The 25,491-nt window shown below is 61.2% G+C and carries 31 protein-coding genes; 12 read left to right on the plus strand and 19 right to left on the minus strand.

Annotated elements, in window-relative coordinates:
• Positions 1-39: 39 nt before the first annotated feature.
• Positions 40-780 (plus strand): DUF2076 domain-containing protein, encoded by a 741-nt coding sequence (locus AC2CGQ_RS20415; protein WP_004928461.1) that lies wholly within the window; start codon positions 40-42, stop codon positions 778-780.
• Between the two features lie 95 nt (positions 781-875).
• A complete protein-coding gene (locus AC2CGQ_RS20420; protein ID WP_015376798.1) occupies positions 876-1,424 on the plus strand; it encodes a GNAT family N-acetyltransferase in 549 nt (182 codons plus the stop codon).
• Here the strand turns inward: AC2CGQ_RS20420 and AC2CGQ_RS20425 are convergent.
• From AC2CGQ_RS20425 to AC2CGQ_RS20445, 5 genes are all read right to left on the minus strand, one after another.
• Positions 1,415-1,666, minus strand: a complete 252-nt coding sequence (locus AC2CGQ_RS20425; RefSeq protein WP_004928468.1) for a hypothetical protein — start codon at positions 1,664-1,666, stop codon at positions 1,415-1,417. The genes AC2CGQ_RS20420 and AC2CGQ_RS20425 overlap by 10 nt on opposite strands.
• A gap of 86 nt (positions 1,667-1,752) precedes the next feature.
• On the minus strand, positions 1,753-2,205 hold the full coding sequence (locus tag AC2CGQ_RS20430; RefSeq protein WP_135637843.1) for a thiol-disulfide oxidoreductase DCC family protein: 453 nt from the start codon (positions 2,203-2,205) through the stop codon (positions 1,753-1,755).
• 75 nt (positions 2,206-2,280) lie between these two features.
• Positions 2,281-2,610 carry a hypothetical protein gene (locus AC2CGQ_RS20435; protein WP_015376796.1) on the minus strand — a complete coding sequence of 110 codons (330 nt, stop codon included), beginning with the start codon at positions 2,608-2,610 and terminating at the stop codon, positions 2,281-2,283.
• Positions 2,611-2,764: 154 nt separating this feature from the next.
• Positions 2,765-3,391, minus strand: coding sequence for an isochorismate family cysteine hydrolase YcaC (gene ycaC, locus AC2CGQ_RS20440; RefSeq protein ID WP_033653308.1), 627 nt, complete (start codon positions 3,389-3,391; stop codon positions 2,765-2,767).
• A gap of 118 nt (positions 3,392-3,509) precedes the next feature.
• Positions 3,510-4,391 (minus strand): pirin family protein, encoded by an 882-nt coding sequence (locus AC2CGQ_RS20445; RefSeq protein WP_015376795.1) that lies wholly within the window; start codon positions 4,389-4,391, stop codon positions 3,510-3,512.
• Positions 4,392-4,516: 125 nt separating this feature from the next.
• On the opposite strand from AC2CGQ_RS20445, the gene AC2CGQ_RS20450 reads away from it, so the two are divergent.
• A complete protein-coding gene (locus AC2CGQ_RS20450; protein WP_033634044.1) occupies positions 4,517-5,425 on the plus strand; it encodes a LysR family transcriptional regulator in 909 nt (302 codons plus the stop codon).
• Here AC2CGQ_RS20450 and AC2CGQ_RS20455 read toward each other — a convergent pair whose 3' ends face one another.
• On the minus strand, positions 5,426-5,809 hold the full coding sequence (locus AC2CGQ_RS20455) for a VOC family protein (protein WP_121976153.1): 384 nt from the start codon (positions 5,807-5,809) through the stop codon (positions 5,426-5,428).
• Between the two features lie 2 nt (positions 5,810-5,811).
• On the minus strand, positions 5,812-6,594 hold the full coding sequence (locus AC2CGQ_RS20460) for a DeoR/GlpR family DNA-binding transcription regulator (RefSeq protein WP_041922312.1): 783 nt from the start codon (positions 6,592-6,594) through the stop codon (positions 5,812-5,814).
• A 171-nt stretch (positions 6,595-6,765) separates the two neighbouring features.
• On the opposite strand from AC2CGQ_RS20460, the gene AC2CGQ_RS20465 reads away from it, so the two are divergent.
• Positions 6,766-7,383: a hypothetical protein gene (locus AC2CGQ_RS20465; RefSeq protein WP_015376791.1), complete on the plus strand. Its 618-nt coding sequence runs from the start codon at positions 6,766-6,768 to the stop codon at positions 7,381-7,383.
• Between the two features lie 36 nt (positions 7,384-7,419).
• On the opposite strand, the gene AC2CGQ_RS20470 is transcribed toward AC2CGQ_RS20465, so the two are convergent.
• The 4 genes from AC2CGQ_RS20470 to AC2CGQ_RS20485 all read right to left on the minus strand — a co-directional run bounded on the left by AC2CGQ_RS20470 (position 7,420) and on the right by AC2CGQ_RS20485 (position 9,575).
• Positions 7,420-7,683, minus strand: a complete 264-nt coding sequence (locus AC2CGQ_RS20470) for a putative hemolysin (protein ID WP_004940597.1) — start codon at positions 7,681-7,683, stop codon at positions 7,420-7,422.
• 50 nt (positions 7,684-7,733) lie between these two features.
• Positions 7,734-8,222 carry a YjjA family protein gene (locus AC2CGQ_RS20475; protein ID WP_015376789.1) on the minus strand — a complete coding sequence of 163 codons (489 nt, stop codon included), beginning with the start codon at positions 8,220-8,222 and terminating at the stop codon, positions 7,734-7,736.
• A 126-nt stretch (positions 8,223-8,348) separates the two neighbouring features.
• Positions 8,349-8,939, minus strand: coding sequence for a lipid IV(A) palmitoyltransferase PagP (gene pagP, locus AC2CGQ_RS20480; protein ID WP_015376788.1), 591 nt, complete (start codon positions 8,937-8,939; stop codon positions 8,349-8,351).
• 156 nt (positions 8,940-9,095) lie between these two features.
• Positions 9,096-9,575, minus strand: a complete 480-nt coding sequence (locus AC2CGQ_RS20485; protein ID WP_044031865.1) for an adenine nucleotide alpha hydrolase family protein — start codon at positions 9,573-9,575, stop codon at positions 9,096-9,098.
• Positions 9,576-10,250: 675 nt separating this feature from the next.
• On the opposite strand from AC2CGQ_RS20485, the gene AC2CGQ_RS20490 reads away from it, so the two are divergent.
• A complete protein-coding gene (locus AC2CGQ_RS20490; protein ID WP_015376786.1) occupies positions 10,251-11,930 on the plus strand; it encodes an alpha-keto acid decarboxylase family protein in 1,680 nt (559 codons plus the stop codon).
• A gap of 55 nt (positions 11,931-11,985) precedes the next feature.
• On the opposite strand, the gene AC2CGQ_RS20495 is transcribed toward AC2CGQ_RS20490, so the two are convergent.
• On the minus strand, positions 11,986-13,089 hold the full coding sequence (locus AC2CGQ_RS20495; RefSeq protein ID WP_015376785.1) for a DUF1615 domain-containing protein: 1,104 nt from the start codon (positions 13,087-13,089) through the stop codon (positions 11,986-11,988).
• 179 nt (positions 13,090-13,268) lie between these two features.
• On the opposite strand from AC2CGQ_RS20495, the gene tehB reads away from it, so the two are divergent.
• A complete protein-coding gene (gene tehB, locus AC2CGQ_RS20500; RefSeq protein ID WP_004940615.1) occupies positions 13,269-14,132 on the plus strand; it encodes an SAM-dependent methyltransferase TehB in 864 nt (287 codons plus the stop codon).
• Here the strand turns inward: tehB and AC2CGQ_RS20505 are convergent.
• On the minus strand, positions 14,127-14,840 hold the full coding sequence (locus AC2CGQ_RS20505) for a 2OG-Fe(II) oxygenase (protein WP_015376783.1): 714 nt from the start codon (positions 14,838-14,840) through the stop codon (positions 14,127-14,129). The genes tehB and AC2CGQ_RS20505 overlap by 6 nt on opposite strands.
• Complete coding sequence (gene ada, locus AC2CGQ_RS20510; protein WP_160125132.1) at positions 14,837-15,892, minus strand: bifunctional DNA-binding transcriptional regulator/O6-methylguanine-DNA methyltransferase Ada; 1,056 nt, start codon at positions 15,890-15,892, stop codon at positions 14,837-14,839. Before ada ends, AC2CGQ_RS20505 begins: the two co-directional genes overlap by 4 nt.
• 237 nt (positions 15,893-16,129) lie before the next feature.
• Between ada and leuE the strand changes: the two genes are divergently transcribed.
• Both leuE and AC2CGQ_RS20520 read left to right on the plus strand, forming a co-directional pair.
• Positions 16,130-16,768: a leucine efflux protein LeuE gene (gene leuE / locus AC2CGQ_RS20515; RefSeq protein WP_004940625.1), complete on the plus strand. Its 639-nt coding sequence runs from the start codon at positions 16,130-16,132 to the stop codon at positions 16,766-16,768.
• A 159-nt stretch (positions 16,769-16,927) separates the two neighbouring features.
• On the plus strand, positions 16,928-18,427 hold the full coding sequence (locus AC2CGQ_RS20520) for an aldehyde dehydrogenase family protein (protein WP_164095448.1): 1,500 nt from the start codon (positions 16,928-16,930) through the stop codon (positions 18,425-18,427).
• A gap of 33 nt (positions 18,428-18,460) precedes the next feature.
• On the opposite strand, the gene feaR is transcribed toward AC2CGQ_RS20520, so the two are convergent.
• The 3 genes from feaR to AC2CGQ_RS20535 form a co-directional block, all read right to left on the minus strand.
• Positions 18,461-19,360: a transcriptional regulator FeaR gene (gene feaR, locus AC2CGQ_RS20525; protein WP_021504724.1), complete on the minus strand. Its 900-nt coding sequence runs from the start codon at positions 19,358-19,360 to the stop codon at positions 18,461-18,463.
• Between the two features lie 138 nt (positions 19,361-19,498).
• Positions 19,499-20,140 carry a DsbA family protein gene (locus AC2CGQ_RS20530; protein ID WP_484593839.1) on the minus strand — a complete coding sequence of 214 codons (642 nt, stop codon included), beginning with the start codon at positions 20,138-20,140 and terminating at the stop codon, positions 19,499-19,501.
• 107 nt (positions 20,141-20,247) lie between these two features.
• The gene (locus AC2CGQ_RS20535; RefSeq protein ID WP_484593840.1) at positions 20,248-20,652 is read right to left on the minus strand and encodes an Exc2 family lipoprotein; all 405 of its coding nucleotides are present in this window, start codon (positions 20,650-20,652) and stop codon (positions 20,248-20,250) included.
• 193 nt (positions 20,653-20,845) lie between these two features.
• On the opposite strand from AC2CGQ_RS20535, the gene AC2CGQ_RS20540 reads away from it, so the two are divergent.
• Positions 20,846-21,094 (plus strand): hypothetical protein, encoded by a 249-nt coding sequence (locus AC2CGQ_RS20540; RefSeq protein ID WP_004940639.1) that lies wholly within the window; start codon positions 20,846-20,848, stop codon positions 21,092-21,094.
• Here the strand turns inward: AC2CGQ_RS20540 and AC2CGQ_RS20545 are convergent.
• Positions 21,091-21,858 (minus strand): NAD(P)H-dependent oxidoreductase, encoded by a 768-nt coding sequence (locus AC2CGQ_RS20545; protein WP_076740528.1) that lies wholly within the window; start codon positions 21,856-21,858, stop codon positions 21,091-21,093. The two genes, AC2CGQ_RS20540 and AC2CGQ_RS20545, sit on opposite strands and share 4 nt — an antisense overlap.
• A gap of 84 nt (positions 21,859-21,942) precedes the next feature.
• On the opposite strand from AC2CGQ_RS20545, the gene AC2CGQ_RS20550 reads away from it, so the two are divergent.
• The gene (locus AC2CGQ_RS20550; RefSeq protein WP_004940645.1) at positions 21,943-22,323 is read left to right on the plus strand and encodes a winged helix-turn-helix transcriptional regulator; all 381 of its coding nucleotides are present in this window, start codon (positions 21,943-21,945) and stop codon (positions 22,321-22,323) included.
• On the opposite strand, the gene AC2CGQ_RS20555 is transcribed toward AC2CGQ_RS20550, so the two are convergent.
• Positions 22,320-22,901 (minus strand): flavin reductase family protein, encoded by a 582-nt coding sequence (locus AC2CGQ_RS20555; RefSeq protein ID WP_118892413.1) that lies wholly within the window; start codon positions 22,899-22,901, stop codon positions 22,320-22,322. The two genes, AC2CGQ_RS20550 and AC2CGQ_RS20555, sit on opposite strands and share 4 nt — an antisense overlap.
• A gap of 174 nt (positions 22,902-23,075) precedes the next feature.
• Here AC2CGQ_RS20555 and AC2CGQ_RS20560 point away from each other — a divergent pair, with 174 nt between their 5' ends.
• A complete protein-coding gene (locus tag AC2CGQ_RS20560; RefSeq protein WP_015376775.1) occupies positions 23,076-24,677 on the plus strand; it encodes an ABC transporter substrate-binding protein in 1,602 nt (533 codons plus the stop codon).
• A gap of 278 nt (positions 24,678-24,955) precedes the next feature.
• Positions 24,956-25,480: a cytochrome b561 gene (cybB, locus tag AC2CGQ_RS20565; RefSeq protein ID WP_484593863.1), complete on the plus strand. Its 525-nt coding sequence runs from the start codon at positions 24,956-24,958 to the stop codon at positions 25,478-25,480.
• The last annotated feature ends 11 nt before the right edge of the window (positions 25,481-25,491 follow it).

The following is a 25,491-nucleotide window of genomic DNA, read 5'->3' on the forward strand; positions in this document are numbered from 1 at the left end:
GATCATCCAGCACCGTTATTTATCTCCTGAGGTACTCCTATGCAATCCGAAGAACAACGCCTTATCGATGGTCTGTTTGGCCGCCTGAAAGAAGCCGAGACCAAGACGGGCCCACGGGATCTCCAGGCAGAGCAGCAAATCAACCAGCATATTCGCGAGCAGCCTTCCGCCCCTTATTACATGGCGCAGGCGATGATCATTCAGGAAGCGGCGCTCAAGCAGATGGATCAGCGGGTCAAAGAGCTGGAGGCCCAGGTGGCGCAGCTGCAGCAAACCGCCAACGGCCAGCAGAGCAGCGGCGGCTTCCTGGCCGGTCTGTTCGGCGGCGGCAGCCGCACGCCAAGCCCGCGTGAACAGTATCAGGCGCAGCAGCAAAATACGGCGGCCTGGAACAACGCGCAGCAGGGGGGCTACGCGCAGCAGCAGCCTGCCTATGCCCAACCGCAGCAGGCGGCGCCCTCACGCGCCGGCGGCTTCCTGGGAGGCGCCTTGCAAACGGCGGCGGGCGTCGCCGGCGGCGTGGTGTTGGCCGACATGCTGACCGGCATGTTCCGCCATTCGCAACCACAGGAAATCGTAAATATTATCGAGGAAACCCCGGCGCCGCTGGACGACAGCGCAATGCGCAATTTCGACGCCTCCAACAACCTTGATACCTTCAACAACGGCGATGGTGGCAGCTTCCTGAACCAGGACAACGGCTTCCAGAACGCCAGCTATCAGGACGACACGGATTACGCCGACGACGATTACAGCGACGACGACGACTCCTTCCTGTAATTCACTTCGCCCCCTCTCACCCGCAGAGGGGGATTTCCCGTTTCACCAATCTGGTCTACAGTGAACACTGTTCATTTATCCAGCCGGGAGAAACGATGATGAGCCTTACTCCTTCAGACCCTTTTTTCAGCGAACGCCTGCAGATGCGCCCGCCGGTGATGGCGGATCTCGAACGCTTCTACGCCATCTTCGGCGATCCGCAAACCCAGCGTTTCAATCCCGCCGGCCCGCTCACCAGCGAAGCGCAGGCTATCTCGGCGCTGCAAGAGAGAATTTCCGGGTGGCAACAACACGGTTACGGTTCCTGGGCGATCGCCCTGCGCGAACGGCCGGATTGGATCATCGGCTTTGGCGGATTGTCCTGGAAACCGCTCGGCGCGCAGCGCACCGTGAACCTCGGCTATCGATTCGATACTCGCGTCTGGGGCATGGGGTTGGCCACCGAGATGGCGCGGGCTTCGCTGCAATATGGTTTTGTCGGATTGGCGATGGAGGAAATTTCCGCCATTGTGCGCGCGGAGAATCAGGCGTCGTGGCGAGTGCTGGAAAAGATCGGCATGCGGCGGGTGGATACGCTGGATGACGTGCCCGGCGCGGCGCCGAGCCTGGTGTATACACTAAAGCGCGGCGACTATCAGGGCTGATCGTCGCTGATTCTGGCCAATGCCATGCGATAAGATTTGACCTTCTTACGCTTTTTCAGCCAGGTGGTGGTCGACACGATGAACACCGCGCCCGACATCGCCAACACGCCGGTCGGGTGGCCGTAAAACACCATCAAGGCAAAGTACACGGCGGAAACGATCGCCACCCATTTCGCCGTATTGCCCATGTCGTTTTTCTCCTGGGTCAAACGGCGAATGCGCTCTTCTTCACTGATTCCCATACGCGCTCCTTGTTGGTTGAATGTTCCATTATATGGAGCTGGAGTGCTGATATTTCAAGCGGTTGGATGGTAAAGAAGCGTAAAGCTCAGGCCGGCGGTTCCCGTCGCCGCGGCAGATAGCGCCCGGGCTGATCGGCACCCGGCAGACCGGCGCCGTCATTACGGCCAAACAGTCGGTAGCGATTGCCGGCAACCGCATCATAGACCTTGTCCGCCAGCCGCGGTGGCAGAAAACGCGCCAGCGCCAGCGCGCGGTGCGGCCAACCTAATTGACGCAGCGACCGAAACAGCGCCGCCGAACGCAGCCAATAGCGCCCCTGCTCAACATAGACCACGGAATCGAAACGATCGGTCGGCAACCCCAACGCCAGCAGGATCGCCTGCCCTTCGACGGATTGCACCGTTGCCAACAGAATACGCCGCTGCCGATCGGCGCGAATAAGGTATCTCACCAGCCCGTGACACAGATTGCATTCGCCGTCGAACAACAGCGCGCGCTCGCCGGGCTGGAGATAAGGCAGCTGTGATAAAGGGGTCATCCCGCCTCCCGTAAAACGCTCTCCTTAGCCTAACGCGCCTGGCGCGCTCAGGCCAGAGCGGGATGACAGAGTCCGTTAAGGCGCAGGCGGTGCGTCAGGCACGGCCACCACCGCGACGCGCACTTCGTAATGTTTGGCGCTGCCCGCCGGGATCACCGCCGTCAGTTTGTTGATGGTTTCCACCGGATTGTCGCTGGCCGAGGTGGCGCAGAACAGCTCGCCGCCGTGGCAGAACCCCGGCTTGGGCGGGTGCCCGCCCGGGAAAGGTGGCATGCGCATCGGCGCATCCATCAAAGGCGGCAACGCGTTGGCCGCAGGCTTCTCAGGCGCCGACATCGCGCTCGCGCTGAACAATAGCGCCATGCCCATGCAGGGCAGCGCCAGGATCTTGATTGCTTGTTTCATTGAATTAGCCTCATTTGCCGGGTTCGGGATTACGCTACCCCGCCCCCGGCCAATGAGAAAGCCGCTTTTCGCTACCTTTTCGCCCCGCTGCGCTTTGCTTACATCCCGCGTCTAACGTGATGAAAGGCGAAAGGTTGGGTAAAGGGCCGTCGCGTTACTTACCGTTGGTCAGCGTGTTGTAGCTGGTCATCAGATTGCGGTAGTCCGGGATATGGTTGGAGAACAGCGTGCCCAGGCCTTCGATATCGTTGCGCCAGTCGCGGTGCAGCTCGCAGGCGACGCCGAACCAGGTCATCAACTGCGCGCCGGCGGCTTCCATGCGGCTCCAGGCCGACTGACGGGTCAGTTCATTGAAGGTGCCGGAGGCGTCGGTCACCACAAACACTTCGAAACCTTCATTGAGCGCAGACAGTGCCGGGAATGCCACGCACACTTCGGTCACCACGCCGGCGATGATCAGCTGCTTGCGGCCGGTGGCTTTTACCGCGTTGACGAAGTCGTCGTTGTCCCAGGCGTTGATCTGGCCAGGGCGCGGAATGAAGGGAGCATCGGGGAATTGGGCTTTCAGTTCCGGCACCAGCGGGCCGTTGGGGCCGTTTTCAAAACTGGTGGTCAGAATGGTCGGCAGGTTGAAATACTTCGCTAAATCACCCAGCGCCAGCACGTTGTTTTTAAACCGATCGGGATCGATGTCGCGCACCAGCGAAAGCAGCCCTGCCTGATGATCCACCAGCAATACGGCGGCCTGATCTTTGTCGAGGCGTTTGTAATTTGCAGTCATGGTTTTACTCCTGTGGGGTTTGATGTTGCGGATGAAATGCCCCGCCGGTGTGGCGGGGCGTTGAGGTTTAAGTGTGGCGTCTGGAACCGAGAACACTTCCCGCCCCAGATGCCAAGGTTCAACCGGCGCTCGCTTCGGCGTTCATGCTGCCGAACTTGCCGCTGTTGAAATCGCGGAACGCCTGCTGGATTTCCGCTTCGCTGTTCATGACGAACGGGCCGTAGCCGACGATAGGCTCATCGATCGGTTCGCCGCTCAGCACCAACAGAGCGACGTCGTTGTTGGCTTCGATAGTGATCGAATCCCCCGCCCGGTCGAAACGCACCATTTGGGTTTCACGCACCACATCTTCGCCGTTAACCAGGATCGCGCCGTGCAGCATCACCAGCGCCAGCGTATGGCCTTCTTTCACCGTCAGCGTGGTGGTATGGCCGGCATTCAACTTCATGTCCCACACGTTGAGCGGGCTGAAGGTGCGCGCCGGGCCGGCATGGCCGCCGAAGTCACCGGCGATCACCCGCACCTGCCCTGCGCCGTCCGCCAGCGGAACCACCGGAATATCGGCGTTCAGCAGCGTCTGGTAACCCGGCTCGGCCATTTTGTCCTTGGCCGGCAGGTTGACCCACAGCTGCACCATTTCCATGGTGCCGCCGTTGCGCGAGAAGTCCCGCGAATGGAACTCTTCGTGCAGGATGCCGGAGGCGGCGGTCATCCACTGGACGTCGCCGGGGCCAATCACCCCGCCGCTGCCGGTCGAGTCGCGGTGTTCCACTTCGCCCTGATAGACGATGGTCACCGTTTCAAACCCGCGATGCGGGTGCTGCCCCACGCCACGGGTGCCGGAGGCGGAACGGAATTTGGTCGGCGCCGCGTGATCCAGCAGCAGGAACGGGCTCATTTCCGCCCCCAAATCGTTATAAGAGAACAGCGAATTCACCAGGAAACCGTTACCGACCCAGTGTGCTTCCGGGCTGTTGTGAATACCGAGGATTTTTTTCATCTTGAACTCCCGTTTCAGACCTCACGGCCTTAAGTTGATGCCAGAAGTTTAATCCGCCGGGGTTTGCTGCAGTAGTGGGCAAGATGTACACTCAGCGTTCTACTGATAGAACGATAAGGAATGCGATGCTGACCGATCTGAACGATCTGTTTTTCTTCGCCAGCGTGGTCGATCACCAGGGATTCGCCCCCGCCGGCCGGGCGCTGGGCATTCCCAAATCCAAGCTCAGCCGCCGCGTGGCGCTGCTGGAGGAGCGGCTGGGCGTGCGCCTGATCCAGCGCTCGACGCGGCGCTTCTCGGTGACCGAGGTCGGCCAAACTTATTACGCGCACTGCAAGGCAATGCTGGTGGAAGCGGAAGCGGCGCAGCAGGCGATCGAGCAGACGCGCGCCGAGCCCTGCGGCACGGTGCGCATGTCCTGCCCGGTGGCGATCCTGCACACCCGCGTCGGCAGCATGGTGGCGGCCTTTATGGCCGATTATCCCAAGGTGACGGTGCATCTGGAGGCCACCAACCGCCGGGTGGACGTGGTGGGGGAAGGGTTGGATCTGGCGATCCGCGTGCGGCCGCCGCCGCTGGAGGACAGCGATCTGGTGCTGAAAATCCTGGCGCAGCGCACCTGGTGCGTCGCCGCCAGCCCGGCGCTGGTGCGCACCCTCGGGCCGGCGCACACGCCGGAAGACCTGCGTAAATACCCGACGCTCGATCTCGGCCCGGCGCGCGGTCAGCACCAATGGCGGCTGACCGGCCCACAGGGTGAACGGGTGGAGTGGGAACACACGCCGCGGCTGGTCACCGACGACATGCTGATGCTGCGCACCGCCGCCATCGCCGGCGCCGGCATCGTACAACTGCCGGCGATGATGATGCGCGACGACATGCTGCGCGGCGAGCTGGTGCAACTGTTGCCGGGCTGGCAGCCGCAGGGCGGCGTGGTGCATGCGGTTTACCCGTCGCGCCGCGGCCTGCTGCCGGCGGTGCGGCTGCTGCTCGACTATCTGGGCGAGCAATTCGCCAGCATTGAAGAAGAGTGATCAGGCGGTGATTTCGATCGCGTTGCCGTCTGGATCGCGAATGACGGCCTCGTAGAAGCCGTCGCCGGTCCAGCGCGGCGCGGACAGCAAAATGCCCTCCTGCTGCGCGCGCTGCGCCAACCGCTCGACCTGCCGCTCATCCCCCAGCGACAGCGCGATGTGCGCCCAACCGACCCGCTCCTCCTGCTCCTGCGCCGGCAGCAACGTCGGCACGTGCATGATCTCCAGCGACGGCCCGGCCGCCAGGCTGACGAAGCGGGAAACGAACCCCGGCCGGTTGCGGCTGACATACTCCTCCCCCGCGGCACCATTGAAATAACGCTGCCAAAATGCCAGCTGCGCGTCGATGTCACGGGTCCACAGAGCAACATGGGCTATTTTCATCATCATTCTCCGGTCGGTAAATCGCTGTGCCAAACCTGGCCGCCGCCCTGCGCCACCTGCAGCTCAAGCTGCGGGTGCGCGCCGCGCGCCGTCACCAGATGATCCACCCGCCCGGCGGGCAGGAAGGGGTAAGGGGCGTAGGTATTGAGCTTGTCGCGGGTGCACAGCACCGCCACGCTGCCGGCGCGCGTCAACAGCCGCTTTTTGAAGGTGGCGTCCTGGTAGCTCAGCGCGGAAAAGCCGCCGGCCGGGTCGTAGGCGCAGATGCCGGTAAACACCAAATCGAAATGGAAACCGTCGATCTCTTCCGCGGCCTTGGCGTCCACGCAGCCGCCGACCTGCGCATCCAACTCGCCGCCGATCAGGATGGTGCGGATCCCCGGCCGCTCCAGCATTTTGCCGGCGATGCTCAATGCATTGGTCACCACCGTCAAACGCCGGTCGCGCGGCAACAGATCCGCCAGATACAGGTGGGTGCTGCCGGCGTCGAGGAAGATCAGCTGTTCTTCACCGATCACCCCCAGCGCGGTCTGCGCCAGCGTCAGCTTCTCGTCACCGCTGAGCGCAATGCGCGCCGCAACGGGCCCCTCGGCCGGCGTCGGCGCTAACGCGCCGCCATAGATGCGTTTACACAGGTTCTGCGCCGCCAGCTGGCGCAGATCGCGGCGAATGGTCGCTTCGGTGGTGTTCAGCCGCTGCGCCATCTCCAGGGCCAGCACCCGCCCCTGTTGGCGGAGCGTGTCAAGAATGGCCTGGTGACGCTCATTCGGTAACAGTTTGGACATCATTTCAATCCGGTGACGCTAAAGTGATCACAAATGTACACAAACAAACACAAACGTACAATGCAGAGCGGAAGAAAAATCGCCGGGCAGGATTTTCGCCTGCGGGATGTTGGCTATACTGAGGCAAGCGAAGTTACCGCAGACGTAACGGCTTGGACGCTAAGGGAAACGATGTTATTGACGATCGCAAGGTGGCTGTTTCAACTCCCCGGGAAGCTGTTCGGGCTGATTTTCAAAAATCGCCTGAGGATATTTTTGTTCTTCATGCTGGTCGCCGTTGGGGTGCTCGGCGCCAAGCGCTATCTGCGCGCCCACCAATATGACGACGAGTTCAGTCTCGCCGCCCCCGCCGATTACAATCGCGCCATCAAGCGCGAAATGCCGCTGCGGGAAGCGCGCGAACAGTGCGGCGGGCCGCTGCATGACAATGCCGGGCAGCCGTGGCCCGCTTCAGCGGGTTATCTGCATCAGCCAACGCGGCTGCCCGCATCCGGCCTGCATCGGCTGACGTTGGATAATCAGGGCAACGATTTCGCGGTGCTGGTCAAGCTGGAAACGCCAGCGGCGCCGCAACAGCTGGCGGAAGTCTTTATTCCGCCCGCCGGCAGCTTCGAGGTGAAAATCAATGCGAACGCGGAACACGTGATGAAAATCAAGAATATCAAGACCGGCTGCATGTTCCGCTCCCGGCCGTTCAACCTGGATAAACAGCGTGATTGGCGCATGCCGCTGACGCTGCAGAAGGACGGCAGCCTGCAGCTGCAGCCGATAGGCGATCGCCAATTCTGATCGGGCGCCGGGCAGCAGAGCCGGCGCCGCATAGGGTTACTTTTTCACCGGATGATCGCGGCGGAACAGTTCCCAGCTTTCAATTTCCTGCCCACTCGGCAAGGTACAGGTAGAATACTGGCCTGCCGCATTCTCTTTGGCGTTCAGCTTGCCGCCGATTTGGGTGCAGTACACGTCGGCCGGGTTCGCCATGCCGATCGGTTTCACCTGCGGCGGTGGCGGCGCATCGTTGGATTTCACGGAACACCCCTGCAACATCGTCATCCCTGCCAGCAGGGAAAGCATCAACGTTTTTTTCATTTTTCCAGCTTATACAAAAACGAACGGCGGAGCGCTCCGCCGTTCTTTGATCATGAAATAAAGGATTTGCCCTGTTTCAGCACCAGATCGCAGGCTTTTTGCTTCACCTTCTCGGTGATCTGCGAGGTGCCCAGGCTGTTCAGATCCAGGCTCTTGCCTTCGCCGGTCTGCAGCAAGCCGCCCAGGCCCTGCTGATAATCCTGGCTCTTGGCGTTTTCGGTGCTGGTGATGCCCAGCTTGCTGAGCAGCTGATCTTTCACCCCTTCGGCACCGTTAGCCGACAGCACGTTGTTTTTCACGCAGTACTGCAGGATACCGGCGGCATTGGTCATGCTGCTGGAGCTCAACGCCTTGTCGCCGCCGTTCAGCAGGCCGGTCAACGAGGAGAGCGACATGCCGCCGCTGCTGTCGCCGCCCGACTTGCTCAGTTCGCCCGCCGCGCTGCTGAGGGAATCCATCAGCCCGGCGGCCTGGGTGGCGCCGCTGGCCAGGGTCGCGGACAACGCCAAAGCCAGCAATAAACGATGTTTGGTGATCATAGTGGTGAAACTCCTGTCATAACGGCATGCAATCGGCGCAGCGCGCCGGGATACCTCTCCGACGCCGCCTGCGGCGACAAGTTCCTTTTATCTCGCCGCCGCGCCGTTTTTCGGAATTCAGGAAGTTTAGAACTGCCAGCGCAGCCAGGCGAAGAACACGTTGCCGTTGTTATAGGTGCCGGGAATGTAGGTCGCCTGGAACGTCAGCCGCTGATAGCCGATAGAGGCCAGCGGCAGCGGCGCCGGGATAGGGATGTAATTCCAGTTATCGCGCGCGGTGACGCTGGCGGTGAAGCCCAGCCCCAGGCGGAAATCCTTGTCATCCAGCGGGCGCCAGATCTTCTCGTAGGCGTAGCCGCCGATCGGCTCCCATTTGTTGAAGGAATCCTTGAACGCCATGATGTAGATGCCGTGCCAGTCACCGTCGCTGTCGTAGCGGGAGATGCCGTAACCGGCGCCCCACGGGCGTTCGTTGTACTTATCGATATGCTCATCATCATAAGTCCAACGGTTGTGCCAGGTGATGGCCGGGATATAGAGATCGTGGTTAGGCGAGTTGTTCCAGGTCTCCGCCACGTTATGGGTAAAACGCTGCCATAGACCCGGTTTTTCAGCCTGCGCGGTATTGCCACTTTCTGTACCAACCTCAGCGTAAGAAGGCAGTGCAGGAAATATCAACGCCAGAGAACATGCCAAAAGAGTCCGTTTGAGAAACATCGTAAAGCTCCTGTAAAAATACGGCCGCAGATTTTTACCGATAGCCCAGGCAAGATCAAGCTGTATCTAATTTATCCAACGCCCATTGTGCTTTGGTTAAGTTTAGCACCGGAAAATTCCCGATAACTTTTAACAGGCTGCACCGGCCTGCGTATGCTATCGCCTTTCGGGCGGCAAAGCCGTGGGAAAAGTCCGCTTTGTCGCACACGACTCGCGGGCAAGGTGCTTGACCAACACATCGACATCGAGACGATTCACAAACTCCAGGGAATAAGAGGAATAGAGACCGAACAGGCGATTTTGGTGCCCGACCACCACCAGATCGATACCGGCCTGATGAATGAAATCGCTGACGTCCTTAAAGCGCCGGATAGTGACGATTTCCTTGACTGCAACCGGCGCCTCGACGGCGCTCACCAGCCGGCTCAGCATCGCCTTGGCGGCGATCACCTCCTGCGCCTGGCGATCTTTGACCAGCGCATCGCTGCCGTACTCCAGCTCCGCATAGTCGGCGTTAAGGTGGCCGACGGTGATGGCGATCGGCAGCCCACCCACCATCGCCACCGTTTTACGCAGCAACGGCAGCCCATCGCGCTCATCGTGAATCAGTACCAGAATGTGTCGATAGCTTTTCATCACACGCCCCCCTCTCAGGCCAGCACCGCTGGGACATGAGCCCCTCTGGTAGGTATACGCCATCCGTGCGCACGTAGAGAAAAGTTTACGTATCACTTCCCACAGAATGTGACGACCGCCACGTTATATTAGCGCCCGTGACGGCGTATTTTAACGCCGGCCCGACGTGGCGCGCATTGCGGCATCTGTAAAGCAAAACTGACAACCATGACCGAATAAAAAAACCTCATTGTTAATTTTTTGTTTTTAATTGGTTGCAGGATAGTTTCTTGAAATAAGCGTGCGGCGGATCACCAAAATCCCCCTTTACGTCAGCGTCGGTTTTTCTTTCTCAGACTCACAGCCGGGTGCCGCCAGGCAGGATTTAACGCGGCATCAAAAGTACCGGGTAACTCCCCCTGCGTCATGATAAATGCCAACGCGGCGCCGTTTCTCTGCTGATATTCCATCAAGGAAAAATACCGCCGCACGCCAATACGCAATACCCCTACTTTTTATGTATTACTCAATCGCGTAAAGCGCCGAATACAAACCGCCCATTTTCCGGCTGCCAACCCTATCTTGAACAAGCCGACACTTTAAATAACTGTTAATGCTAACGACACAACATCGCCAGCAATTTATTTTTGCTGATTTTCGCCTGACAAAATAAAGATAAATAATCCGGAGCAATCAATGAAAATAACTATCGGGTCATTCATTCTGCAACAGCTTCACGCCCTGAACGTCGATCGTATTTATGGCGTGCCCGGCGACTATAACCTCAGCCTGCTGGAGCTGCTGGAAAACGACGAGCGGCTGGCGTTTGTCGGCAACTGCAATGAATTGAACGCCTCCTACGCCGCCGACGGCTACGCACGGATGAAAGGCGCCGGCGCGCTGATCGTCACCTACGGCGTTGGCGATCTGGCCGCGCTGTCCGGCATCGCCGGCGCCTATGCCGAATCTTCGCCGGTGGTCTGCATCGCCGGCACGCCGCCGCTGCACGCGATGAAGAATCATCAGCTATTGCACCATACCCTGGGCGACGGCAATTTCGACAACGTCATGAACTGCTTTAAACAATTCACCGTCGCTCAGGCTCTTATCACGCCGGAAAATGCCGCGCAGGAAATTCCACGCGTTATTTCTCGCGCCTGGATAGAGAAGAAACCGGTGTATTTACAGCTGCCGTCTGATATTTGCGACGTCGAAATTGAAATCACCGCAGCCGCAGCAGCGCCGCAATTGCCGGCGAGCGATAAATACAATGTGCAATTGGCGGCAATGGCGCTGTTAACCAAAATAAAGCGCGCGCAGCGCCCGATCATATTGGTCGACCAAATGGTGGATCGCTACCAGTTGCAGCAGCAGGTTATCGATGTCGCTCACCGCTTCGCCATACCGCTGACCAACATGCCAACCGCCAAATGCATTATCCCGGAAAACACCGCCGGCTGGATGGGCGGCTACAGCGGCAACCTGTCGCGCCCCGAATTGTATGAACGCATGGCCCACTCAGACTGCGTGCTGAGTTTCGGCGTGCGTCTGGTGGACTCCACCACCGGCTATTTCTCGCAGCAAATTCCCGCCGCCGCTCAGGTGGATATTCAGCCGTTCTCGATGACGTTGGACAACACCTCCTACCCGGCGGTAGCGACGGCGGATCTGCTGCAGGCGCTGCTGGATCTGAGCGAAGACGCGCCGGCGCAGTTTTTATCACCGCTGGCCGATCCGCGTGACAAGCTGGCGACGCCGAGCGACGCGCCTATCGACCAGGCCTATCTGTGGCGGCGGATCCAACGCTTCATCCGGGCGGATGACGTGGTGGTGGTGGAAAACGGCACCTCCGGCGCGGCCATCGGCGGCATGCGCATGCCGGACGGCGTCAAGGTGGTCAACCAACCGATTTGGGGCTCGATCGGTTATACCCTGCCGGCGCTGCTCGGCACCCTGATGGCGGCCCCTGAGCGCCGTCACCTGCTGTTCATCGGCGACGGCTCCTTCCAGCTTACCGCGCAGGAAGTGTCCACCCTGCTGCGCTGCGAACAAAAGCCGATCATCTTCCTGATCAACAACGACGGTTACACTATCGAACGCTATATCCTCGGCGAAAACTCGTCCTACAACGACATCAGCCCGTGGGACTACGCCAAACTGCCGGCGGTATTGAATACCCAGGCGCAGCCGTTCAGCGTGGCGGTGGAAACCACACAACAGCTGGAAATGGCCCTGGAACATGCCTCGCGGCAGGATCGGCTGGCGTTTATCGAGGTGAAAGTGCCGATGATGGACACGCCGCCGGTGATGAAAGAGTTCTGTAACCGCTGCAACAGCTTTAACTTCGGCCTGACCAACCCGCGCCGCAGCGCCTGAGGCGCGATGATCGCGCCGCCGGTGGTTCAGGCCACCGGCGGCGTTTTTCATGCCGTTACCCGCCGGCGCGCGCCATGCAGCGCTGGCGGCGTTCATCCACCCGCTTGGCGAACCAGGCGGTGGTCAGCTTGCGGGTGATTTTCGGGCTTTCCAGCTGAATACCTGGCAGCATCTCACGCGGCAGCTTGCCGCCCGCCAACGCAAAGACCTTCTTATACAGATCGGTATCGGCAAAGTCAGCCGTATCGCCTTTCTCAAGCGCCCGGCGAATGGCGCTGTCGCTCATGTTCAGGCGCTTGCCGAGCGTACGCACCGCCAGCTCGGTCGAGCCGGGCTTGTCGCTGCTGAAATCGATCAGATCGCCGTCCAGCGCCAGCGGAATGGCGCTCGCCCGGCTGACCGCGTTTTGGAACGCCGCGTTGCGGCTGGCGTACCAGCCGGCGTTGAAGTCGGCAAAGCGGTAAATCGGCCGGCTGTAATCGGCCGGGTACCCCAGCAAATGCATAATGCCGAAGTACATGCCGCCGCGCCGGCTGAAAACTTCGCGGCGAATCGAGCCGTCGACCGGATAAGGATACCCTTTGGCGTGCGCCTCGGCGAAGGCGATGCTCACCTGCATCGGGCCGCCGGTATGTACCGGGTTCAAATGGCCGAACAGCTTCTGTCCCATCGGCACGCGGTCGATCATGTCATCGAAGATATCGCTCAGATCCTTCTCCGTGCGCACCTTATCCAGACGCTCGCTGTAGCTCTGGCCGTTCGACGACGAGATCTTCAACGCGGTATGCACCAAAAAGTTCGGGATGTGCATCTGATCGGCACGGCGGTCGATCTCTTTCCAGGCGATCTTCGGCAGCCCCGGCACCTGCGGGTTAGCCTGGAACGTCGACTCTTGTTCGGTCACCGCCAGCACCGAACACAGGTTCTCATCGCTCGGTTCAATGCCCTGCGCGGCGAAGGCGGCGGTAATATCGGTGGCCCAGCCCTGACGATCGCCGGCGTTGGCCGGGATCAGCGTCATCAGTCGGGCTTTGACGTCGGCGGGGCGCGCCGCCGGCACCGTGGTGGTGGTTTTGCTGGTACAGCCCGCCAGCGCCAGCAGCGCGGCCAGGCTCAGCAAACGGAAGGGCATCGGGTGGAATAAACGAGATATCGGCATCTTTTCCCTGAACGTGATGACATGAACAGCACTGAAATTAGCCCAGCCGCCGCGCACAATCCAGTATAAAGATATCGCCGCGCCTTTCCGTCAGGCCGCTATGTTCAAACGATCGATAAAGATGTATTTTATATGCATCATATAAATCACTTTGTTTGCCCAGCCAGAGGAGCCCCCCTATGGAGCAGCAGCTGCTTTGCTATAAAACCCTGCCGGAATGGAACAGCGACACACTGCCGGAAGCCTTTCGCCAGCGCCACAACACCCAGAGCGGCACCTGGGCGAAGCTCACCGTGCTGAGCGGCAACCTGACGTTCGCCATGATGACCGAAGACGGCGCTACCACCGAGACCTGGCAGTTTAGCCCCGAAAGCCAGCCGCCGTTTATCGAACCGCAGCAGTGGCATCGCATCGTTTCCTTCTCGGACGACATGACCTGCCGGCTGGCGTTCTACTGCACGCCGGAAGATTACTACCACAAGAAATACGAACTGACGCGCACCCACTCCGAAGTGATCGAGGCGGCGGCGCGCATCGCACCGGGCAAGGCGCTGGATCTGGGCTGCGGCGGCGGCCGCAATTCGCTCTATCTCAATCTGAAAGGTTTCGACGTCACCGCCTGGGACAAGCACGCGCCGTCGATAGCTCGCCTCAATCAGATCATCGACGCCGAGCAGCTGACCCGCCTGAGCGCCGGGGTGCAGGATCTCAATACTCACCGCTTCAGCGGCGAGTACGACTTCATCCTGTCCACCGTGGTGTTGATGTTCCTCGAGCGCCAGCAGATCCCGCATATCGTGCAAAACATGCAGGACAGCACCGTGCCCGGCGGCCATAATCTGATCGTGGCGGCGATGGATACCGAAGATTATCCCTGCCCGCTGCCGTTCCCGTTCACCTTCAAGCCGGGCGAGCTGAAGCACTATTACCGCGACTGGCAGATCCTCAAATACAACGAGGACGTCGGGCAACTGCACAAGACCGACGCCGCCGGCAACCGCATCTCGCTGCGCTTCGCCACCCTGCTGGCGCGCAAGCTATAACGCGTCGTGAAAGATCACCCCTAGCGTGTGGCGTTGGCCGGTGCGTATCCGGCTGACGCCGTGGCGCAGATTGACCCGATAGTAGCCTCTCGCCCCCGCCACCGGCCGATGATGCACCGCGAACACCACCGCGTCGCCCTGCTGCAAGGGCACCACCTCCGGCCGGCTCTGCATCCGCGGCCGCTGCTCGGTCAGCACAAACTCGCCGCCGGTGAAATCCCGTTCAGGGGCGGAGAGCAAAAACGCTACCTGCAGCGGAAACACCCGTTCGCCGTACAGATCCTGATGCAGGCAGTTGTAATCCCCCTCCGTGTAACGCAACAGCAGCGGCGTTGGCCGCCGCTGGCCGGCCTGATGGCATTCAGTCAGGTAGGCCTCGTGTTCGGCGGGATAACGCGCCGCCAGACCCAGCATGGCGTTCCAGCGATTGGCCAACGGCGCCAACCGCGCGTACAGCAGGCCGCGCACTTCGGCCACCGGGGGCGGTAACGGATACGCAAAATACTGGTACTCGCCGCGACCAAAACCGTGCCGCGCCATGACAATGCGGCTGCGGAAGTGCTCGCCATGCGGATAAAGCGCCGCCAATTGCCGGCACAGCTCGGCGCTGAGCACGCCCGGCAGGCGCGCGCCCCCCTGCGCATCAAGTTCGCGTTCGATCGCCGCCCAGTCCAATTCGGCCAACCGCGCCGCCAGCGCGCCGCTCATCGCTGCGCCTCCTTTTCCAGCAAGGCTTTCTTGCGCTCGACGCCCCAGCGATAACCGGACAAGGCGCCGTCGTTGCGCACCACCCGGTGACAGGGGATTGCCACCGCCAGCACGTTGGCGGCGCAGGCGCCGGCCACCGCGCGCACCGCTTTCGGCGCGCCGATGCGCCGGGCGATATCGGCATAGCTGACGGTTTCGCCGACCGGTATCGCCTGCAGCGCCCGCCAGACCCGCTGTTGAAACGCAGTGCCGCGAATATCCAGCGGCAGCGCCAGCCCGCTCTCCGGCGCTTCGATCAGGCCCACCACCTGCGCCATCAGCGCTTCATACTGCGCATCACCGCCGATCAGCTCGGCGTTGGGGAATTTATCCTGCAGATCCTGCACCAGCTGCTGCGCATCGTCCCCCAGCAGAATGGCGCAAATGCCCACCTCGCTCTGCGCCGCCAGGATATCGCCCAGCGAACAGCGCCCGACGGCGAAATGGATGCGCATGCCTTTGCCACCCGCCCGGTAGGCCTTCGGCGTCATGCCCAGCGCGGCGTTGGCTTGCTGGTAGAAGCGGCCGTTGGCGCCATAGCCGGCGTCGAAGATCGCGTCGGTCACCGTCTCCTGCTGCGAAAGACCGGTGCGCAAGCGCTGGCTACGCTGCGCGTCGGCGTAGCCTTTCGGCGTCAGGCCGGTGATCGCTTTGAACAGCCGGTGGAAATGGTATTGGCTCAACCCGACGTGGCGCGCCAGCATCTGCAGCGACGGCGCTTTCTCCGCCCGTTCGATATAGCGGCAGGCCTCGGCTATCTGCCGCGCATGCTGCTCTGTCAACGGCGTCAGCCCCTGGCGGCAGCGTTTGCAGGGCCGATAACCCGCCGCCTCCGCCTGTTCCGCATCGTCGAACAGCTCCACGTTTTGCCGATTCGGCTGGCGTGACGGGCAGGAAGGCGAGCAATACACGCCGGTGGTTTTCACCGCGTAGATAAAGCGGCCGTCGGCGTGCTTGTCGCGGCTGACGATCGCCAGCCAGCGCGGATCGGCGCTGTCGATTACGTTTTTCATCATCCGTTCCTCACTGCGGTTTCGATGTTAACCAGCATAGTGACGGGCCGTTGGCGAAACACGCCGACTCTTGCTTTTTAATTCGACGCCGACGTTTTCAACAATGTTTCGACAATTTTTAACCAACAACATGAAGTTTATTACGTTGCCAACCCGCTTGCACGGCGTTAGGATCGCGGCCGGCCACGGGCGTGGCCAGTGTTTTTGCCTGTTAGTTGCGCGCATGGAGAGGTTATTGTGTTAGAGAGTTTTGGCGTCCTGAATTTATGGACCTATTTGGCCGGGGTGGTCTTCATCATCATTCTGCCGGGGCCGAATACGCTGTACGTGCTGAAAACCGGCATATCGCGCGGCGTGCGCGCCGGCTACACCGCGGCGCTGGGCGTGTTTATCGGCGATGCGATCCTGATCTTCTGCGCCTATATCGGCGTGGCGTCGCTGATCCGCACCACGCCGTTCCTGTTTACCCTGGTGCGTTTTCTCGGCGCGATTTACCTGCTGTTCCTCGGCGCAAAAATCCTCTACGCCACCTTCGTGCAGAAGGCACAGGCGCAACAGCAGCAAATTGAAGGCGGCCACAGCATTCTGCGCAAGTCGCTGACGCTGAGCCTGACCAACCCGAAAGCCATTCTGTTTTACGTGTCGTTCTTCGTGCAGTTCATCGACTTCAACTACGCGCACACCGGGCTGTCGTTCACCATTCTGGCGCTGATCCTCGAAGCCGTCAGCTTTATCTACATGAGCACGCTGATCTTCTCCGGCGCGATGCTGGCGCATTTCTTCAACCACAAGAAAGGCCTGGCGAAGCTCGGCAACGGCCTGATCGGCCTGCTGTTCCTCGGTTTCGCCACCCGTCTGGCGACCCTGAGCTCGTGATCCCTCCCGGCCGGCGCCCGCCGGCCGCGGTTTACTCTCCCGTCACGGCAAAATGACACGCAGGACAAACCGAATGTCAGGCAGAGCAAAGCCGCCGCTTTCCCACTGATCTAGACTTGCAGGGTTAACGATAACCTGATGAGCCTGATCGGAGGATATATGTCTGACAATACCGTAGCCGTGCTGGATAGCGTGTCGCGTTTTCTCGATCGTCAGCATGGGCTGTATATCGACGGCCAGTGGCGCGCGTCCGCCGCGGAAGGCCGCCTGGCGGTGTACAACCCCGCCAATGGGCAGCAGATCGCCACCACCGCCGACGCCAATGAACACGACGTCGCGCTGGCGGTGCAGTCCGCCCACAAAGCCTTCAGCGAAGGCGTCTGGGCGCAGCGTCTGCCGGTAGAGCGTGAACGCATCCTGCTGCGCTTCGCCGATCTGGTGGAGCAGCACGCCGAAGAATTGGCGCAGCTCGAAACCCTTGAACAGGGCAAATCCATCAACATCGCCCGCGCCTTCGAAGTCGGCAGCACCCTGAACTGGATGCGCTACACCGCCGGGCTGGCGACCAAAATCACCGGCCAGACGCTGGATGTCTCCATTCCGATGCCACCGGGCGCCAAATATCAGGTTTATACCCGCAAAGAGCCGATCGGCGTGGTCGCCGGCATCGTGCCCTGGAACTTCCCGCTGATGATCGGCATGTGGAAAGTGATGCCGGCGCTGGCCGCGGGTTGCTCCATCGTCATCAAGCCGTCGGAAACCACCCCGCTCACCCTGCTGCGCATGGCCGAACTGGCGAGCGAAGCCGGCGTGCCGCCGGGCGCGTTCAACGTGGTCACCGGCCGCGGCACCGTGTGCGGCAAGGTGCTGACCGAACATCCGCTGATCGCCAAAGTCAGCTTTACCGGCTCCACGCCGGTGGGCAAAAGCATCGCGCGCGCGGCGGCGGATCGCCTGACCCGCGTGACGCTGGAGCTGGGCGGCAAAAACCCGGCCATCGTGCTGAAAGATGCCGATCCGCAGCAGGTGATCGAAGGCCTGATGCTCGGCAGCTTCCTCAACCAGGGGCAGGTGTGTGCCGCCAGCTCGCGAATCTATATCGAAGCGCCGATTTATGATCGGTTGGTGGCCGGATTCGAACAGGCGGTGAAATCGCTGTCGGTCGGGCCGGGGATGGATACCGGCGCGCAAATCAACCCGTTGGTATCGCTCGCGCACCGCAACAAGGTGGCGGCCTACCTGGACGACGCCCGGGCGAAAAACGCCGAGCTTATCGGCGGCGCGGCCGGGCCGGACGCCAACGGCTTCTACATTCCGCCGACCCTGGTGATCAACCCGGACGATCGGCTGAACCTGACGCGCGAAGAAGTGTTCGGCCCGGTGGTCAACCTGATCCGGGTGGCGAGCGCCGAAGAAGCGCTGAGCAAGGCCAACGACACCGACTTCGGGCTGACCGCCAGCCTGTGGACCACCAGCCTGCAGCAGGCGATGGCGCTGACGCCGCGCATTCAGGCCGGCACCGTGTGGGTCAACACCCATACGCTGATCGACCCGAACATGCCGTTCGGCGGGTTCAAACAGTCGGGCAGCGGCCGTGATTTCGGCCCGGATTGGCTGGATGCCTACACCGAAACCAAATCGGTCTGCATCCGATATTGAGTGAAGCGGCGCGGGCCTGGCCCGCGCCCTGACTTACTGATACTGCCGACGGTACTCGCTCGGCGACATGCCGAAACGCTGCTTGAAAGCGGTCGAGAAATGGCTGTGATCGGCGAAGCCCCAGTCGAGGCTGACTCCGGCCAGCTTTTCTTGCCCGGCGGCGCTGCGCAGCGCCTGCGCGCACAGATCCAGCCTGCGGTTCCTGATGTACTGGGCCACCACCAGCCCCTGGCGGGCGAACAACCGATACAGACTGCGCAGCGACACCCCCAACTCGGCCGCCACCCACTCAGGGCGCAGCTGCGCCGACTGAATATGCCTGTCGATCAACGCCAGCGCCTTGTCGAAGACCGGTTGCTGCCCCTCCGGACGCGCCTGTTCGAGCGCCAACGCCGGGCGCAGCAGCGCCGCCAGCGCATTCAGCACCGCCTCGCTTTCCGCCGCGGCGAGCTGAGGATCCTGCATGCTGCTCAGCACCAGCTGGCGGCTGAGGCGCACCGCGCTGAGCTCGGCCCCGAGACGTTGCGCACCAGGCGGCGGCAGCGGCAGGCAGCCGCGCGGCAACAACAGGGATATTTGGCGCGAATCGCGCTGGAAGGTGAAGCTGCTGGGCCGTGAGGCATCGATCAGCGTCATGTCGCCGGGGGAGAGCAGCGTTTGGCGATCGCCCTGCTCCATCAACGCACTGCCGCGCAACTGGATGACGGTGAAAAAGTGCGCGCCGTCGCTGCGGGCGATCTCACGCGGCGTGCGGTACAACCGGGCCTGAGACACGTCGACCACGCTCAGGCGCAGGGCATGGGCGCGAAACTCCTGCATCGCCCCGCGAAAGCCGGGCCCCAACGTTTTCGCGCAGAATCGGCCGCAGGCGGTGTTGATTTTCCCCAGCCACTCTTCGAAGCCGACGTCCCGGAGCGTTGCCAATGCCGTCATGATCTCTCCCTTCAAACAACAGCGGTGCTGCGCCGTTGAACAGAAAAACACCATAACAATCCGTTAACACACAATCAATGGCGAACGGGGGATTTGGCGCCGCGATCACAGATCACCGGGCGCCGGGGAAGCATCGCCTTAAGGCTGCGTGTCCAACAGATGGCGCACCACCGCCGCGTACTCTTTGACGTAACCTTCGACGCTGGTGCTGGCCATGCCGGCATTATCTATCTTGTATTTGCCTGCCACGTAGAACGACGGGGTGCCGCGAACCTCGAACGCTTTCACCGCTTCATTCTGCTTGGCGATCAACCCTTTGACCAGCAGGCTGTGGCGCGCGTTTTCATAGGTGGCGGCATCGATGCCGGCCGCCGTGAACACCCGCTGAATATCGTCGGCGCCGTTGACGGCGCGCTGTTTCTGCACCGCGTCAAACATCGCGCCTTCAATCTTGTCTTCCACGCCCAGCACCGTCGCCACCGCCCAGGCTTCGGTCAGCTCATTGCCCAGTTTGCCCATCAGGCTGACGTGATATTTGGTGACTTTCTCACCGGCGGGCAGCGCCTGCGCCACGGTGCTGCCTACGCGGTAGGTTTCGGCGAACTGATAGCAAGGCCCGCAGTAGAAGGAGAAAAACTCCACCACCGCCGGTGCGGCGGCCACCGGCTTATCCAGCCGGGTATATTGCTCGCCCGCACGGTAATCCGCGGCCTGCACCGCGGGCAGCGCCAACATCAATACGACGGCGGCGGCGAACGAACGCTTAACTTTTGCCAACATAAACACTCCTGGTTTCTTCTATGAACATCGTCCTTAGCGGCGGTTTTTATAATCAAATAACCGCCAGAAGGCCAGTTTTTATTACCTTCTGTTTATGTGGGATTAAGTCAGCGCCCTTCGTAGCCGTCCCAATAGGCGCCTACCGCTTCCTGCGACAGCACCTGGCGGCGTTTAGGATTGTCGGTGCTGCTGTAGGCGCGATTGATGAAAATGGTTTTGTGTTCCATATTCTGCTGGAATTCCGGGCTGGCCAGGTAGTCGGCCTTTTTCTGCGCTTCGCTGCGCACCACGCCCGCCGCGCGATCCTTTTTCCCCTGCTGATAGAACTGTTCGAACATCGGCACGGCTTTTTTAATGCTGCCGTTCACATCGGTGCGGAATTGTGGATCGAAGTCGTCGCGGGTTTGATAAACGTAGTGTTTGGCATGTTGCTCGGCGCTGCTGAGGGGGGGGGTGCAGGCGCTGAGCGCCAACAGCGGCAACAGCAGCGCCGCGCTTTTCAGTCTTTTCATGTCGTCTGTCCCTGTCAGTGAGGAAGGTTCCTTTAGCGCCAAGAGCATAGCGCCGGCCCCCGGTGAACGTCAAACGACAAAATACGCATCACTTTGTTTTATATTAATATTATATACATTGATTGGTATTCATTGCCTGAAACACTATGCTTTAACAGAACAGGGTAAACACTCACCGACAGCGAGGCGGCCAATGAAACCGATCGACAAAAGCGTGGGGGAGTACGACCTCACGGCGGAAAAAAAAGCGGGCATGATCACCGGCACCATCCGCGGTGAACTGCCGGACAGCGACGCCAATCTGCCGCTGCTGCCCTTCTCCGGCACCTTCGCCGGCCCGAGCGTGGCCGAAGCCATCGCCGATATTCAGCAGCAGTTCCCCGACATCGAACCGGCGATTATCGACGATTTGCGCGAGGAACTGCTGAAGGCCGGGTTCTAAGCCGGATCTCGGTGCCGCACGAACGGACTGTAGACCGGCGCGCCGGGCTTCAGCGCCAGATCGGCGTCAAAATCTTCATTACGGTTGAACGGCACCGCCGGCCAGGCGGCAAGGTCGCTTATGCCAGCCCGATACGCCTGCGTCACCTGCGCCAACGCGGCGTTTTGCGCCTGCCGCTCCTCGCCCGCCAGCCCGCCGCGCACGCCATAGACCAGGAACGGCTCCAGCACGCTAAAGCCGATATAGTGCAGCGCATGCATGATCGGCCACAGCATCAGCCGCATGTCGCCGTCGCGCCCGTCCGACGCGCAGGCCTGTGCGGAAGCGCCGGCGGTGACGGTCAGCAGCGCCCGCTTGCCGCGCATCACGCCGTTCTCATGGCGGTGGCGGCTGTCGTAGAGCCCGCCGTAAACGAACACCCGATCCATCCAGCCCTTGATGATGGCCGGCGCGCCGAACCACCAGAAAGGAAACTGCAGCACCAGCGTATCCGCCCAGCGCAGCAGCTCGATATGCCGCCGGATCTCCGCCGGCAGCGCCTGGATCGTCCAGTGATGGCGCTGCTCCTGCATCGCATCGAACCGGTCCGCCTGCTTTCTGCTGGGGTAGTGGCCGGCGCCCTCGCGCGGATCAAACCCCTCCTGATACAGATCGACCGTTTTCACCTGATGCCCCTGCGCCAGCCAGGCCTGCCGCGCCTGTTCGGCCAAATGGGCATTGAAAGAATGCGGCTCGGGGTGAGCCAGCACAATCAGCACGTTCATCCTGTTTCTCCCGTTGTAAGGTGGTGCTGTTATGCTGTGGCTTTATCGCCCCCTTGGCAATTACGCACCTGAAGGTAACCCCCAATGGCTTATCCCGGCGACGTCTATTCGAGCAAGTGCTCCGCGCGCGATGCGCTGGCGCTGATTTCCGGCAAGTGGGTGATGCTGATCCTGCCCGCGCTGGCGCAGCGGCCGATGCGCAACGGCGAGCTGCTGCGCCGCATCGACGGCATTTCGCAGAAGGTGCTGACGCAAACGCTGCGCCAGCTGGAACGCAACGGGCTGCTCGAGCGGCTGGATTTAAGTGAAAAGAATCAGGCCCATGTGGAATACCGCCTCAGCGCCGTCGCCTGCTCGCTGGTCGAGACACTGACGGCGCTGGATAAGTGGGCGGAATACCACTTCCCCGAGCTGGACGCCGCCCGCGAGCGCTATGATGCAGACCGCAAACGCGAGGCCGATTAAAGCGGTTTGGCCCGCAGCGTCTCGCCGCTGCGCACGAAGTTGCCCGCCCCCAGATGATGAATGGTGTGCAGATCCGCATTGGCGGCGGTGAAGTGCCAGTGCCCCTGTTGGAACACCCGCTCGTCCGCCGCCGCGCTCAGCACCTCGCCGAAGCAGGTGTCGTATTTTTCCTGCGCGCCGCTTTCCGGCAGCAGCCGACACTCCAGCCACGCCACGCAACCCTCTTCGATCAGCGGCACCTGCAGCGTGGCGCTCGGCGTCGCGGCGATATGGAAACGGGAAAATTTGTCTTCATCCAGCCCGGACACGCTGCCGACCGCGTAGGTGGCGTCAATGAACATGGCCGCCGGCACGCAAATGCCGAATGCGCCGCTCTCCTCGATCATTTGCCGGCTGTGTGCGCCTTTATCGACCACGATGGCGATGCGCGGCGGGCTGAACTCCACCGGCATCGACCAGGCGGCGGCCATCACGTTGCGTTTGGCGCCGTCGCGGCTGCGGCTGGTGATCAATACCGTCGGGCCATGGTTCAGCAGGCGGCTGGCGTGTTCAAGGGCGACAGGGCGAAAGTGGCTCATCGGGAAATCCTTGCGAGTGACTGTTTGCCCAGCAGTGTAGATCTGCGCCGCAATGGCAGGCAACGCGGGGCGCACAGAATGCACCGATGAGGCGCTTGTTCCCCATCTCGCCATCCGTTATCTATAGTTAGATCAATTCGCCGGTAACGGCTCATTCCACCTGAGGATCTTGCCTTGACGTTTTTAAAACACCCTATCGCCGGATTGGTGCTGGCCGGCTGCGGCCTGTTGTCGGCGGGCGGCGCGCTGGCCGCTTCCGATGCGCTGGTGTACTGCACCGTCGCCTCGCCGGAATCGTTCAACCCGCAGCTCTCCAGCTCCGGGCCGACCTTTATCGCCACCTCGCAGGTGCTGTACAACCGCCTGGTGACGCTGCGCGAAAGCGATAAAACGCCCGCCCCTTCGCTGGCCACCGAGTGGAGCGTTAGCCCGGACGGCAAGACCTACACCTTCACCCTGCGCCAGGGCGTGAAATTCAACAGCAACAAATACTTCACCCCAACGCGCGACTTCAACGCCGAAGACGTGGTGTTCACCGTGATGCGGCAGAAGGATCCCGCCAACCCGTATCACAAGGTCTCCGGCGGCAACTATGAATACTTCACCGACATGGGTCTGGATAAGCTGATCACCAAGGTGGAAGCGGTAGACGAGCACCACGTGCGCTTCACGCTGAGTCAGCCCAACGCCGCCTTCGTCGCCGACTGGGCGATGGATTTCGCCTCGATCCTGTCCGCCGAGTACGCCGACGCGATGCTGAAAAAGGGCACACCGGAATACGTCGACAACTGGCCGATCGGCACCGGGCCGTTCGCGCTGCAGCAGTACAAGCAGGATTCGCTGATCCGCTACATCGCCAACCCGCACTACTGGCAGGGCGACGTGGCCAGCAAGCACCTGATCTTCTCGATTACGCCGGATCCGCAAACCCGGCTGGCCAAGCTGAAAACCAACGAATGCCAGATCATCCCGGCACCGCTGCCGGAGCAATTCGCCGCCATCAAGGCCGACGGCAATCTGCAACTGCACGACATTACCGGGCTGAACGTCGGCTATCTGGCGTTCAACACCCAGAAAAAACCGTTCGACAACCTGCTGGTGCGCCAGGCGCTGAGCTACGCGGTAGACAAGAAAGCGATCGTCGCCGCCGTGTTCAAAGACAGCGGCACCCCGGCCAACTCGCTGCTGCCGCCGGGCATGCTGGGCTACAACGATAAACTGCCGGAGTACGCCTACGATCCGCAGAAGGCGCGCGAACTGCTGAAGCAAGCCGGGCTGGAGCAGGGCTTTGAGACCGACATCTGGTCGATGCCGGTACAGCGCCCTTACAACCCGAACTCGAAGCGCATCGCCGAGATGATTCAGAGCGACTGGGCGAAGGTGGGCGTGAAGGCCAAGATCGTCACCTGGGAGTGGGGCCAGTATCTGGCCGGGCTGCGCAAAGGCGAGCAACAGAGCGCGCTGTACGGCTGGGTGTCCGACAATGGCGATCCGGATAACTTCGCCACCCTGCTCGGCTGCGCCGGCGTGCAGAGCGGCGCCAACGTGGCGCGCTGGTGCGATAAGGATTATGACAGCCTGATCCAGCAGGCGATCCAGGAGAACCAGCCGCAGGCGCGCGCCAGGCTGTATCAACAGGCGCAGGTGATCTTCGCCAAACAGGCGCCGTGGCTGCCGCTGGCCACCGGCAAAGTGTTCTACGCCACCCGCAGCAACCTGAGCGGCTATGTGGTGGACGTGAACGGCAGCGATTTCGCCAAGGCCAAATTGAACTGATCCCAGGCGCCGCGGCGAGAGCTGCGGCGCTACCCGCCTCATCGCTTAATAAGCTGCCAGCCTCTGAACCTACCGCGCATTAACTTCACAACTTACGATGCTAACTGCCTCCCCTGTCTCCAGGCACTTAACCCACTAAATTCATAGCTTAATAAACGGCGTAATCCCTGGCATTTTGCTTAAACTGCATGCAGGCGCTTTCCTCGCCTGTAACATTTAGTTACCATCGGCGCACAGACCCTTTAACATCAAAAGGTAACCCGGTGCAGAACACCTATATGCCGTGGCAAATTCGCCTGCACTGGCTGGTGGCGATCCTGCTGGTCATCACCTGCGTCACCATCGAGCTGCGGGGCTTTGCCGAACCGGGCAGCGCACCGTGGTACACGCTGGTCGTCACCCACTTCAGCTGCGGCGTAACGGTGTTTGCGCTGATGATCGCCCGTCTGTTCCTGCGCTGGCGCTACCCCTCGCCCGCCATCGCGCCCAAACCGCCGAAGTGGCAAACCGGCCTGGCGCACCTGACGCACGCCCTGATTTACCTGCTGCTGCTGACGCTGCCAGTGCTGGGGGTGTATTCGCGCTATCTGGGCGGCAAGGAGTGGTATCTGTTCGGCCTGTCGATGCCGTTCGCCGACGTGGCCGATCGGCCGCAGGCACGAATGATTATCGGCTGGCACAAAACGCTGGCGTCATTCGGCTACTGGCTGATCGGCCTGCATACCGCCGCCGCGCTGTTCCACCACTATATCGTCAAGGACAATGCGCTGGTACGCATGCTGCCGCTGATGAAAAAACGCTGAATACCCGGCGC

Source organism: Serratia sp. DFXYC6 (genome assembly GCF_057196085.1).